Origin of the sequence: Martelella mediterranea (genome assembly GCF_021021415.1) — a bacterium.
Classification (GTDB): Bacteria; Pseudomonadota; Alphaproteobacteria; order Rhizobiales; family Rhizobiaceae; genus Martelella; species Martelella mediterranea_C.
This window is the reverse complement of record NZ_JAINWJ010000073.1, coordinates 1-12,919: the sequence shown is the minus strand read 5'-3', so window position 1 is coordinate 12,919 and position 12,919 is coordinate 1. Positions and strand designations below refer to the sequence as shown.

Sequence of the window (12,919 nt, the reverse complement as noted above, 5' to 3'; positions counted from 1 at the left end):
ATATTGTTTCCCGTCATGAACTTTTGAATCCGGCTCTAAGGTTCTTGACGAACATCCTGGTCTGGTCCGCGATGTTTTGAGCCTCTGCCGCCGTTTCTCGCCGCATGTGTTTGACGTTCTTGATATCCTTTGCAAGTTTCGCGGCTTGTCGCTTACGGGTGGCATGTTCGACGGTCGAAAGTCTCTCTTTGCGCGGCCCGTCGCGCAATAGCCCGCAGGGCTTTCCAACAGCATCGTGATAGTGGTCCTGAAGAGCACGCATAGCATCGTCGTAAGCCTTCATTTCTGGTACGTGCGTGCGGTGCCTTCTCGCTTCGCGAAGAGGGTAGCAGTTTCACCGCGCCAGACCGGACCGGCGGCACCAAGCCCGGTGCTGGTATCGATCTTCAAAGCCAGATTTGTCGCGATCGCGAGGTCTGAACCCGAGGGGCCGCCTGAGCCGGCGGACACATCTGCGAGCACGAGTTGCTCGGCGGCGCGCCCCGCCAGAAGAAATGTCATCTCCGCCTGGATATCTGACAGCAGGCCCTCGTTCTTCTGAACCGCCTTGTAGGTCTCGCCGCCTTGGGGCGTAATTGCGATGCGAGAAACCTCTCCGAGCTGCAGAGCCACCGCGACGATGGCATGTCCCACCTCATGGAGAGCGACACGTTGATCAAGTGCTGGAAATGTCTTCGTGCTGATATTCAGCGTGGCTCTGACATCATTCAGAGTGAATGTACGCCCGGCACCTCGAGCTGTGGATCGCGCCTGCCTGATAGCCGCATCGATCTCAGCGGCCGTTAGGCCGACAGCCTGACGTGCGAGCGGTTCAAGGCGGTCTTCGCAGGCAGCATCAGGTAGAGCGCGCTTGAGCATGCCGATAAGTTCGGGAATGCCGGGACGCGGGACTTCCAGTTTGAGGTCGAACCGGCCAGCTCTAAGGATCGCCGGATCAAGCGCTAATGGGTCGTTGCAGGCACCGACCAACAACACGCCCTCATGCCGCATGATCAGGTCGATTTGCTCGAGAACGCCGTTGATCACCTGCCTTCTGTAGCTCCTTCCATGATCGTCAGTGTCGAAACGGGTCCCCGCTGAGTCGACTTCGTCGATGAAGAGAACTGCCGGTGATTTGCTTCTCGCTTCAGCAAAAGTTTGCTGCATGGCGGCCAGGAAGTGGCCAAGGTGCCCAGCCGCTTGCCATTCTGCGAGGCTGCTTTGAATGAACGAAACGCCGGCGCTATTGCCCATGGCTCTCGCAAGATGGCTCTTCCCGGTGCCTGGAGGGCCATAAAGCAGAACGGATCGAGTCATATCATCCCAACTGCACTTGCCGTCTCGCCAAAGCATCAGGTCAGCGACCATGGATCTGGCGGCCATCAGGGCAGGGGACGAACCACTGAATTCCTCCAGTGTTGGGCTTTTTGAATTTCGAGGTTCGGCTCTCGATTTCAACGCTGCGGCCACGCCGCTCGCTGTCGGGTTTCGCAGAGCAACCGCGATCGACCTGAATGGCAAGGATGCCATCTCCTTGTCGTCGGGAAGCTGCGCTTCGACTTCGCTCATGTCGTCATTCTGAACGCCGTGACTTTCCCTGAGATGGATCGCCATTCCCTCACGAGAGAGCGGCGAAACAGCGATGGGGGCAGGTAGAAGCTCAAGCAGGTCGCCGGGCAGTGTCAATGTAGTTGGCAAGATGATCAGGCAAGGCGTCTGTTGCTCCAGAGCCGCGTAGATGTTGCTGGTGAACTGACGGAAATTGAAGTCTGAGATCTTACCGTCTTCATTCTTTGGGAAAAGGAGGATGAGTTCGGAACTAAACCCGGTGAAATGAGACGGTTCGATTGTCACTGGGCAGTTGGACGGGATCAGCGTCACCGCAATCAACCGGTAAAGACTGTCGATATCAATAGGATCGTTGCACGTTAGGACCGCCAACTTGCCCTGGCCAAGGCACTTCCGGTCAAAAGAAGCGTCGTCGCCAAATGTTTGGGCAAGCCGGATTGCAAGTGACAGTGCGCGCGATGGGAGCGCATGATTGCTCGGTGCTTCGTCGTCGACAAATAGATCATCGGCGTGGTTTTCGCCATCGAAGTGTAGTGGGGCAAATGCCTTTTCCTCAATGGCGTTCAACGCGGCGATGAACGAAGGGGATTTCGCCTCCTCCTTTTGTCGTCCACCTCGGAGTGGTCCGGGATATTTGCCTTCAAAGAGCTTCAGGTCCGGATTCTTTTTGAGGCGCTCGATGAGCGTGGCGGCATAGATCTGCCAATTGGTGTTCTTTGTTGATGGAAACATGGAAATCTCCTTTTTAAAGGGGGAGTGCTTCAGCTAAACGGTGTGCGCCCGACGACGATGCGCGGTTATGGTGTTCATGACGGGCGGCTTCGGACTCGGTCCGTTTCGGGGTGACGGTTTTTCCGTTTCGTAGTCTCGAACCCGGAACAAGACCTTGAGCTTTTCATTCCGGGTCCTGCGCTGACCCGGAATTTCAGCCATTCCGGAACGGATGCCTCACGCTTCTTTCTGGCCCCCGTTCCTCTGATCTTCCGGATCCGCGTGGATGCTGATCCGGAACGCAAGCTTTTCCGCGTTGGCCTTGGCGAAACCGGAACGTACTCGTGTCCTGTCCGGATTTTCCGGATGGTCCGGATGAACGGTTTCGTTCGATTTCCGTTTTCAGCAGTTGTTGGATTTCAGTCAGGATGCGTGGACGATAGATCTCGCTCACGACGTTGATCCATCCGGAAAGCTCGCTTGCCGGGACCACCGCATCCGGAAAGCGATGTCGGAGACGGTTGTGCAGTCGCTTTTCCGTTTTCTGTGCGGCGTGGCCAGTCGGCATTGGATAGAGTTTCAGCAAAGACGCTTTAACCCCTTTTGACAGGCCGAACTGGAAGCCGATACGCGATTGTGGATTCCGGCTGTAGCCCAGCTTGAGGTACTCACCCTGGTTTGGAACCGTGAAACTAATAAGGTAGAGATTGCTGGGCGCAGACGACCAGCATTCGCCGCATCGCTCGCAGCCGAACCGTGCGCTGGACATATTGGCAACAGCAATTCTCTGGCGGTGACCACAGCCAGTGGAGTGTCGATAGAGCCTGTAATTCGGATCATTTTCCGGATCGGGACCGACCAACGTCCAACCTCGTTTGTGCGCCTCGGACTGGAGTTTCTCGCAATAGCATTCCGGGCAGCGATATCCCGGACGTCCATCAATCAGTCCATCGCGGGAGAGCTTTTCGATGCGGCTGAATTGTCGTAAGCGTCCCTAACTCCCCTAGTTAACGATGATAATCGTTAAGAAACAAAGGCTTGTAGGTTTCATCAAAACAAAAAATTAACTATTTTTTCAAGCCAGAAAGTGGGTGACAAAAGCCCACCTACCTACGATTGCCTCCGAAAACGACACGGAGATTACCAGCATGGCGATCGTCAAATGGTGCCAGGAACCCATGTTGAATGGCACTAAATCGCTCCTGACAAGCCGATGCAGAAGGGCTTTCTTGAAAGCTTTAATGGCAGCTTCCGCCCCGTGGCCTAAATTTACTCAGCCGCTCACTGAGATCGGCGGTGCAAAAGTCGGCCACGGAAGCGGCGGAATAATTCGGTCGCGGGCGGATAAAAATCCGGCCACCTATTTTCCTTCTGCAATGATCGCAGGAGGGACAGAGGATCTACACCGTGGAACTCTATCTGAAGGTTCGTTTGGCCGTCTCGGAAGGGATGAGCCGACGTCAGGCAGCCAAACACTTCAACATATCCCGCGACAGCGTAGAGAAGATGCTGTCGTATTCGACGCCTCTTGGCTATCGGCGACAATCACCGGTCCGGCGGCCGAAGCTGGACGCGTTCGTTTCGACGATCGACCACTGGTCGGATGAAGACAGATAAGTACCGCGCAAACAGCGCCATACGGCCAAGCGTGTGTTTGACCGGCTTCGCAACGAATGCGGTTTCACCGGCGGCTACCGTCTTGCACAAAGCCGTGCCCGAAAGGCCGACTGAAAACCTTCAGAAAATTGCAACGCCGGTAAGAGGCCCCCGCTCGGGCTACGGCCTCCCGCGGGCCTCTTACGGGCTTTCAACGTGCAGACTTTTGCTCGCCCCGTGGCCGGTTTTTACGCCGCCGTTGACAGCGTGACGCTGATCATGTTCATCGTCATGTGTTTCCCGATTTTCGGAATCGGGATCGGCTTCAAGCTGCGCATGGTTGCCGGCGGACCGGAGTTCTTCAGCCCGGATGCCACAGTGCCGACAGCATTGAAACCGTGCCGCTGCGCCGAAAACCCGAGGCTTGAAAATGGGTTTGGATCTTCCTCTTATCTGATCGATCATCATTACCTTTACCATTTGATTAATCAGGATAATGCACACCTCGCACTCATTCAGATTAACCTGACGTCGCCACATTTTCTCCTGTTGTTACTGTTGAGCGGGGCCCCCTGCGGTACACGGCCGACGACGGAAGCGTCATTGGAGGCCCCGATGCTGTTTGCAATCATTCTTGGACCCAAGACCAGTCATTGGTGACGTTCTTGGTTGCTTCGCTCATGACATCCGAGATCGCAACCGCGTCGCCGGAATTGGTCTGATGATTCTCCGTCATGATAAGGCCCTCGGCGCCCTCCGCCAGAGTCATCTCGATCTGCTGCCAGTTGCCAACGGCGTACGACGCCGAATTGATCACCAGCGGAACTCCGGCAGCGCCTGCGACCGCCGCCGCGCCGGCCGTTCTGTCGTTATTGCGACGGCCCTCTTCCATGGCCAGATTGGCCTCACGATGGCGTTTCGGAAAATCCCACGGGTGTGGCCCGACCAGAACTTCCCGGCCACCGGCGAGCGCTGGCGACAGTAAATCCAGAGCCATAAACGCAGCTAATGGAAGCAGGAATGCCGAGGCATGGCCCGAAAAGCCTTTCCTTACAATACAACGCGCTTCAGACATGTCTTTTTCCTTGCCCCCCTCAAATGAAATCAGGCAGCCGGACGGGGGTGTTCCGGCTGCCTGACGGTCCAGGTGCGCTTTAGTTGATTCCGTCGATCTCAACGCTGAAGTTGTTGCCGACAGCCGTGGCTGCGGAATTGATCGCCGGGGTATCAAGCGTACCCAGATCGCTGAAGCCGCCGAAGCTCACTGCGTCAACCGTGGAGAGCGAAACCATCGTAGCAAGGGCCGTCTGGACATTGTTGCCGATTGCAAACGCATCCTGATCCGATGTGGTTTCGAGTTTCGCCGTCAGATTGTTGGCGACACCGGTGGCGGCACTGTCGACCGAGGCATTCAGGACCCCGATCACGGAGGAGGACGCATCAATCAGCCCCGGCAGGGACAGATCGGCAATATCTCCAACAAGCGGAGCACCAAGGGCGACGTCGATGCCTCCAAATGACTGCTGTGCGTCGAAGGCCATCTGCACGTCGGACGTCAGAGCGGCAGAGTTACCCATAGAGGTTGCCGACGAGTCGATTGCTGCAAGATCGGTCACAGGCGCGGCACCTGTCAGCCCCGAAATGAGCGCGTTGTCAATGGCGGTGACGGCGCTGACCGAGGACATGCTGCCCAGCGCCTGCTGCTCGCTTTCAACCTGCTCCAGGCCGGTGGGCATGACTTCGGTAATGGCGCTCGCCGCCGTATCAACGGTGGTTGTAACGGCTGCATCCCAGACCCAGTTGACCGAATCGAACGCATGGGCGCCGGGGGTCGAGAGCGCAAGGGCGGCAGACAATGCGACGAGGCCAGCCGAGCTTTTCAGGATAGGGTTCATCATTTTCATTTCTCCTCGAGTCGAGCCAGTTTCAGGGTTGTTTGTCCCGGTTCGCAGTTTTCATTTTTCACTGTCGGAAAACCGAGACCATTGGTGAGGATCTGGTAGGTTGCCAGTTCCACGACCGATCGAACGCCGAGCTGCAGTGGCTCGTTTCTGACCTCTCCGGCGTCGAATTCCACGAGGCTGTCGCCGAAGAAACGGAAAACACCCGCTTCCACTTCGTAGCCAACGATCTGTTTTTGAAGACTTGAGACATAGAGTGTTCTGAAGCTACGCATATCGACCAAGCGCAAATCCAGTCCGACATTGATGACGGCTTTTCGTACGCCGCCGCCAATCCCGCTGACATACAGGCGGGCACCACCGCTCATGATGTTGTAGTTCAGCTCCGTGAGAGCTCCCAGAACAACGAAATTGGCCGGAATTACGTTGAGTGCGGCGACCTTGTGCTTGATGGCGCCCTGTTCGATCAGCTGTTGCTCGGCAAGCGGCACACGGACGTCAAGACGTTCGGTGATCGTCACCTGATCGGTCTTGAACAGAGCGCTGATCAGCATTTCTGATACACCCTGTGTCAGTTCGGAACTGTCGCTGTGCTTGGCGTATGTGCGCTGACCGGTCTTGTCGGAGATCTGCCCTACGGCAACCACCGGCTTGCGGGTGTTGCCTTTTTTTGCAAGGTCATAAAGGCAGGTCGTATATGGCGTATTGTTGGTTTTGACAGGTGACCCGTAAATGGGTTGGACATAGGTGTCCTTGCTGTAAGCGGTGGTGCAGGCAGCCAGTGCGGAGGCCGACAGAGCCAGAAGAGCACCTCTGATCAGCGAGCGGCTCAGGCGAGCGTCTTTCCTGCTTCTGCGAATGTTATCTGCATTCCTCATCTCATTCCCCCGTTCGCGCTGAATTAGCGTTTGGATGAGATGAACTTAGCGAATGCGATGGCGGCGTGGCGTTCGAAACAGGTTATTAAGAATCTTGTCCGGATATAATTTTTGTCAATGGGATTAGTAATTTACCTAAATCGACCACGCTAAATATGCCGATGGTTGAACCATTCGCGAAATCGAGCGGCGGACTATGCGAAAGGCGTAAGGATATAGTCTCTCGCTGCAGGCTCGAACACATTCAAGCGTGGCACGCGACCGCAATCAGAAGGGCGGTTGGGACGGCTTCGGATATCACCGAAGATTGACCGATGGGGTGGCAGGGAGACGGCCTGAGCGCCGGGCGTCATCACGGCCTGAACAGGCCGCTAAGGCGTCTGGCGAAAAAGTGGAATCAGGTTTTTCGTTGATCCGATGCGTCAAAACAGAGAGCGAAAACATCGGGAAATTCAGATTAACCGCCCTACGGCCTAGGCGACCAAAGTGGACAGGTGCGCGAGAGTTCTCTCTGCTAGGCCCCTTGCCTGATTGCACAATGGCTGCAACTTGTCGCGCTCACCGTGTTTCGCCGCTGACTCTATCTCCAGCAGAACAGAGCGCATGGCAAAGGCTCCAAATACCGCCGCAGCCCCGGCCATTCGGTGCGCGTATGCTGCCAGCTCCTCCAGATCGGTGACATCTGACATTTCGGCACAGAACCGCGCGCATGTGTCATCAAGTTCTGTTCTGAAGCGTTTGATCTGCTGTTCGAGCAACGTCGCAGGAAGAGCCTGTTTGAGATCATTCAGTGTCTCAAGATCAACAAGCGTGCCATCAATCCCGGCAGGCGCAGTTGTGATTTCATCAGTAGGCCCGATGGCGGCAACAGTTCCCGGCAGGCTGGCGATGAGTTCAGCAACTTTGGTTCGCCTGAGAGGCTTTGTAATACAGTCTTGCATGCCGGCATTCTTCAGTTTGGCAAGTTCATGCGGCAGGGCGTGGGCGGTCAAACCGACTATCGGCGTTTCCCGTGAACGACCGTCGCCCTCACGGATCGCGCGGGTCGCGCCCAGTCCGTCCATGCGTGGCATGCTGACATCCATCAGGATAAGATCGAATTTCTGCTTTGCGGCCATCTCGACGCCCTCGAGACCGTCGCGCGCTTCGCTGACGGCGCAACGATACTCCGAGAGCATTTCACGCGCCACGAAACGGTTCGTTTCATTGTCTTCCACTAGCAGGACTGATGCCCCCGCCGACCGCTCAGGACTGACCTGGCGTTGCTGCAGGTCTTCCGGCGGGCATGGATCCTCGATTACGGGAAGCGGCGGCAACTTCAGAAAGAAGCGGCTTCCCTTTTTCGGAGTGCTTTCGACACCGATCTCGCCCCCCAGCAAACCCGCGATGCGCCGGCTGATGCCCAGGCCGAGGCCAGACCCGGAAGTGAGGCGTTGGTAGGACGAGTCGAGCATGACGAAATCATCAAAGATTTTTGCCTGGTCATCATCATCGATGCCTATGCCGGTGTCCGAAACACTCAACTCAATCCATCCGACTGGTGTGCCTTGACGAGCCGTGATGGTGATCGCGCCATTGCGCGTAAATTTGATCGCGTTGCTGACAAGGTTGATCAGCACCTGCCGCAAGCCGTGACGGTCCTGGTCAAAGGTCTCCAGACCGGCTTCCACATCAACTTTGATGATGTTGCCGCGCGCGGCTGCGGCCGGATCGTTCATTTTCTTGATTTCCGTCAGCAGCGGACCGACTTCAATCCGAACAGGGTCAAGCGCGGTCACGCCAGCTTCAATTCGGGTAATATTCAATACATCATCCACGTGATGCTGCAGTATTTCTCCTGATGATAACGCGGTTTTCACATAGTCGCGTTGCTTGCGCGTCAACCGGGTTTCATTGAGCAGGTCGAGCAGCCCCATAACGCCGTTGAGCGGAGTGCGCATTTCATGGCTCATGACAGCAAGAAAATCGGTTTTCGCCTTCGCGACGGCCATGGCTTCGTCACGGGCGCGGGTCAGGTTTTCCTGGACGCGCCGGCGGTCGGAGATGTCACGGATATAGGAGACGATCGTCCGCGCTTCGCCGCGTCTTGTAACCCCGACGGAAACCTCAGCGGGGAAAATGTCTCCATTCGCGCGTTTGGCATTGACCTCCATTCTTCCCGAGAGGTTCAGCGCAGCCCCGTCGCTCTGGCTGAGAAATTCGCTGCGCCGCTTGCGGTGCAGCTCCAGTTCCTCGCCCGGGATGATCAATTGTTCGGCCTTGGCCCCCAGCGCCTGTTCTCGGGTGTACCCAAACAGCTGCACGGCCGCCGGGTTGAAGTCAAGGATATAGCCGGCCTCGTTGGAGACGATAATGGCCTCAAGCGCAGCGTTGAGTGCGCTTTCGTAAAGCAGGTTCTGCGCCTGAAGGTCCTGTGTCTTCTGTCCCGCGACGCGAAACTGCCACAATGCCAGAAACAACGCGAGAAACATTGCTGCAATTACGCCGACGGCCAGAAGGCCGGTCCTGAGCAGCAAACCCGAGAATGCCTGCCGTTCCTCATCAGATCTTTCCGCCAGAAGGCGCACGCCTCTAAGTGCGATTGCACGGATATGCGGCTGCATTTCCCCGAATGTTTCATAAAGTTCGGGAAGGGCATCGAACAGAGCGCGGTTAGTCCCGTCGACAAACGGGATTGCGCGTCGCAGTTCCAACGCGATTTCATCCAGTCGGGCGCGCGCTGCCAGCGAGTCCGCACCCTCGCTGAAGACGCTTCCGTTCCTCAGTGTATCGATCCGGCTGTAGAAGATATCGAAACGCTGCCGGACTTCATCAAGCGACTCTGGGTCTTCTTCGCTTGAAGCTTCGATAATTGTCTGCTGCAAGACCAGGAGTTCCACCTGAAGCTGCGCCATTGTCCACTGGACATTGTCGGTAGACGCAGATCGCAACCTTGAGAGTTCCTGCACCAGCTGGGCGGCAAGCAGACTCAGAACGAGGATGAGCGCGAGCAAGAACAAGCCGGCAGCAACATACAGCCCGCGCGCACTGCAAAACTTGATACTACGTTGCTTGTCTCCGGCCACATAACGCATGTGCCTAGTCTTCGACCCTGATCGTTTTCATTTGCCATATGCTACGGGAATACGTGACCTCTGTCTTGTACTCCGGCTTTTGGTCAAATGGAAATACGAGCCATATCGGTCCCTTCTCACGCACAGAAAGCGGTTCTCCATCGACGCGCGTCGCAAGAATCGGCCCGCCTTCAACCGCTTCCGAAGTCGGCATGTCAATGGCATAGTCGTTCAATGCGGTCATGACCAGCGATGTCCCGTCCGCATCCAAAGCATCGAGCAGCACAACAAGCTCAACCCCGGAGAATTCATGAACGCCATTGGTCCAGATCGTTGACGTTCTAAAATGCGTTTGCGGCAGTGAATCCAGCATGGAGAGGTCGAACTCGGCTATGCTATCTACCGTGTTTGTGACCCCGATCTTGCCCGAGACTTCCAGAATAACCCGGCCCGCCGGTTGTTGCAGTTCATCGGCCCTGGCTGGTGCGAGCAACAAGAGTTGGACCAGCACCGCTACGAATATCCATCGAAACCCCATTGTCCACGCTCCTTTTTGAAAACCGACGCTTTCACCTTATACCTTTCTCCGTCGGTAGTATGTCAGGCACAAAAGGCTGTCTGGTCTATACGAAAGGATAGTTGGTCTGGCAGTTGCGGACCGTAGAGCCATATTTGAAACCAATGGCACGGTGGGTGACAGGTCACGCATTTTTACGGTAAACACTAAATTTTAGGCAGACTTGCGCGGGAAGGGAGAATTCCATGAGAATTCTGATTGCTGACGACCACGAACTGGTTCGGGATACGATCTGCGCATTCCTCTCGAATGAGCCCGATCTCAAAATATCCGCTGCCGCGGATTTCGATGATGCAGCAAGGAAAATGGCTGATGAAGGCCCCTTTGACCTGGTTCTGCTGGACTACGAAATGCCTGGAATGAACGGACTAGGCGGCCTGGAGAAAGCAAAAGAGCTCAATTTCGGCAGCCCTGTCGCAATATTGTCGGGAACGGCATCACGAGCTGTCGCAGAAGAGGCGCTGGCCTCCGGCGCGGCCGGCTTTCTACCGAAAAGCCTGCCAGCCAAGTCTCTTATTCACGCGGTTCGGTTCATGGTGGCCGGCGAACAATATGCGCCTGTGCAGTTTATGACCGAAAAAGAGGAACGGAGTGTTCACCCGCTAGAGGAAAAACTAACCCAGCGCGAACTGGAAGTGCTGAGTGGGCTGGCAGCAGGGCAATCGAATAAGGAAATCGCACGTTCGCTCGACCTTCAGGAAGTGACAATCAAGCTTCATGTGAAAACGCTGTGCCGCAAGCTTGACGCGCGCAACAGGACCATGGCGGCCATGATCGCAAAGGACGCCGGCCTTTTCTGAGCGACTTACTGCCTCATTCTTTTGAAAGGGCCTCCCTCCAGGAGCAACGCGGTGATTGGGCTTTGGTAGGATAAGCGGGCCAGCGCGGGATGAAGCTGGCAGTTTCGCAAGCGTTGAAGCGTTCGAGACAGAATATCAGCTTCCAGCTTTGGGTTGACCGACAGATTGCATCAGTTGCCAAGCACCAAGTTTACCTGCAATCGGAGGGATGCCATCCGTCTACAACCGCTTATCTTCATTGACGGCAAAAGCAACCGACTGGCGAGCAGCGTCGCACATTCTTTGCTATTCCTGACTGCATTCCTCTCCTCTTCGGAAAAGAAATCGGCACAGGCCGGCAGGAAAGCACTCGCCGCCACGCCGCCGGTAACCATCCGCCACCTCGCCGAGTTCAAGTTCGACAAGGCCGGTCTTGCCGCCTTTAAGTTTCATCGCATAGGCGCGGCCGGACTGAAACCGGAGCGCGCTAGCCGGTATCGCAGCGGATGGGGGCGCGACGGGCCGGCTGAAGCTGCACAGCGCCTGACTGTGCAACATTGTCTCGGCCTACTCCAAAGGTCACGTTGCTCAAGAGTTGACAGCGCTTCTTCCCGAAGCTTTTCGATTTTAGCCGTGCAGTTTCTATTGTCGGCTTCGTCCGGTCTCTGGCGGCGATCTGGCCCTGACGCGGCAGATCGACGATCTGCATCTCAACTACCCGTTTGCCGGAAGCCGGATGTTGCGACGGCTCGCGAGGGGAGAAGAGCTGGAGACTGAGCAGCTGCACGTCGCCACGCTAGGGAGAGTCAGCAACGGGCGCATTGTGGGAGTTCGTCTCGCTCAGAATGTGGGTCGGCAATTGGGGTACGACCTCAGTTCCTCGAACGGCCGATATGGTGGCGCTTTGCTGCCGTCCGAACCTTCGCCCTGGTATCGGCAAAAGCGCGGCAGGCCGGCGTTACCGCGCGACCTTTTGCGCTGAGGGACAAGATCTGACCAGATGCCCGACCACCTAAAGGTGGCCAGGCGAAAAATCGGTCTGAACTCCCGATTAATAGCGCCCCACAGGGCAATTCCAGGGAAGAAGCTTATCGAAGAATTTTAACAATTCTCGCTCTTGCTTTTTTGACAAGGTATCCTGCTCAAGTAATTTGATGACATCCTCGTTGATGCTGCCAAGCACCCAGCCAAAATAGAGCTCTGGAGATACGCGGTTTAACCGGCAGGTCTCGCAGATCGAGGTCATCGCCAACCACACCTCTGCGCCCTTGATAGAACCGGCAAACAGGAAGTTGTTGCGACCGATTGCTATTTTTCGGATGGAATTCTCGACCAAGTTGTTGTCAAAGTCGAAGCGTCCATCCTCGAGAAATTTTGTCAGGCCTTCGCGAAGGTTCAATGTATAATTGATTTCTTTGCGAAGATTGGACTTCTCGGGTATCTGGTGGACTAAACTTTCGCATTTTCGAAAAATCCTGTCGACGATAGGTTTGCTTTTTCTCGTTCTTACCTCGAGCCGAGCAGTAGGTGATTGGCCTTTAAATTTATTCTCGATATTGTTAAGGTTATCGATCATCTCCTTGATCGCTTCTGCTGCTCTCGAACCGTCTTTTTCAATCACTCTTTCAAAACGCCGGCGAACATGAGTCCAGCAATAAATCAGTCCAACCGGGCCCTCGGGTCGGTCTTCTTCTGTTAAGGGGTTGTATCCCGCATAGCCATCGACATGCAGATGCCCGCTAAATCCCTCAAGGATTTCGACGGCATTATAGCCCGCACGCGATTCCTTAAAAACGTAGACAATTGCCGGCGGCTCGTTTCCGCACCATCGCGTATGATCTCGTTTTACAGCCCAGCCGTAGCATCGTTTGACTTC

Annotated in this window: 11 protein-coding genes and 2 pseudogenes; 4 read left to right on the top strand and 9 right to left on the bottom strand. The window is 55.7% G+C overall.

Annotated elements, in window-relative coordinates; translation table 11 throughout:
• Positions 1–13 precede the first annotated feature (13 nt).
• From K7H91_RS24765 to K7H91_RS24755, 3 genes are all read right to left on the bottom strand, one after another.
• Positions 14–283 carry a hypothetical protein gene (locus tag K7H91_RS24765; RefSeq protein ID WP_230722837.1) on the bottom strand — a complete coding sequence of 90 codons (270 nt, stop codon included), beginning with the start codon at positions 281–283 and terminating at the stop codon, positions 14–16.
• A complete protein-coding gene (locus tag K7H91_RS24760; protein ID WP_230722836.1) occupies positions 280–2,280 on the bottom strand; it encodes an AAA family ATPase in 2,001 nt (666 codons plus the stop codon). The genes K7H91_RS24765 and K7H91_RS24760 overlap by 4 nt, the downstream gene beginning before the upstream one ends.
• Before the next feature lie 193 nt (positions 2,281–2,473).
• On the bottom strand, positions 2,474–3,121 hold the full coding sequence (locus K7H91_RS24755; RefSeq protein WP_230722835.1) for a GIY-YIG nuclease family protein: 648 nt from the start codon (positions 3,119–3,121) through the stop codon (positions 2,474–2,476).
• A gap of 545 nt (positions 3,122–3,666) precedes the next feature.
• Here K7H91_RS24755 and K7H91_RS24750 point away from each other — a divergent pair.
• Positions 3,667–3,987 (top strand): annotated as a pseudogene (locus tag K7H91_RS24750) (IS21 family transposase); the annotation flags it as partial.
• Between the two features lie 84 nt (positions 3,988–4,071).
• Complete coding sequence (locus K7H91_RS24745) at positions 4,072–4,515, top strand: hypothetical protein (RefSeq protein WP_230722834.1); 444 nt, start codon at positions 4,072–4,074, stop codon at positions 4,513–4,515.
• Here K7H91_RS24745 and K7H91_RS24740 read toward each other — a convergent pair.
• From K7H91_RS24740 to K7H91_RS24720, 5 genes are all read right to left on the bottom strand, one after another.
• The gene (locus K7H91_RS24740) at positions 4,484–4,930 is read right to left on the bottom strand and encodes a hypothetical protein (RefSeq protein WP_230722833.1); all 447 of its coding nucleotides are present in this window, start codon (positions 4,928–4,930) and stop codon (positions 4,484–4,486) included. The genes K7H91_RS24745 and K7H91_RS24740 overlap by 32 nt on opposite strands.
• A 79-nt stretch (positions 4,931–5,009) precedes the next feature.
• Entirely contained in the window at positions 5,010–5,753 is a 744-nt protein-coding gene (locus K7H91_RS24735) for a hypothetical protein (protein ID WP_230722832.1), read from the bottom strand.
• 2 nt (positions 5,754–5,755) lie between these two features.
• Positions 5,756–6,634, bottom strand: a complete 879-nt coding sequence (locus K7H91_RS24730; RefSeq protein ID WP_230722831.1) for a CsgG/HfaB family protein — start codon at positions 6,632–6,634, stop codon at positions 5,756–5,758.
• A gap of 473 nt (positions 6,635–7,107) precedes the next feature.
• On the bottom strand, positions 7,108–9,708 hold the full coding sequence (locus K7H91_RS24725) for an ATP-binding protein (RefSeq protein WP_230722830.1): 2,601 nt from the start codon (positions 9,706–9,708) through the stop codon (positions 7,108–7,110).
• A gap of 4 nt (positions 9,709–9,712) precedes the next feature.
• Complete coding sequence (locus K7H91_RS24720) at positions 9,713–10,225, bottom strand: oxidoreductase (protein ID WP_230722829.1); 513 nt, start codon at positions 10,223–10,225, stop codon at positions 9,713–9,715.
• A 224-nt stretch (positions 10,226–10,449) separates the two neighbouring features.
• On the opposite strand from K7H91_RS24720, the gene K7H91_RS24715 reads away from it, so the two are divergent.
• Positions 10,450–11,064: a response regulator gene (locus tag K7H91_RS24715; RefSeq protein ID WP_230722828.1), complete on the top strand. Its 615-nt coding sequence runs from the start codon at positions 10,450–10,452 to the stop codon at positions 11,062–11,064.
• A 616-nt stretch (positions 11,065–11,680) separates the two neighbouring features.
• Positions 11,681–11,842, top strand: a pseudogene (locus tag K7H91_RS25940) (IS3 family transposase); the annotation flags it as partial.
• 252 nt (positions 11,843–12,094) lie between these two features.
• Here the strand turns inward: K7H91_RS25940 and tnpC are convergent.
• On the bottom strand, positions 12,095–12,919 hold an 825-nt coding region (tnpC, locus tag K7H91_RS24710; protein WP_230722827.1), incomplete at its 5' end, for an IS66 family transposase.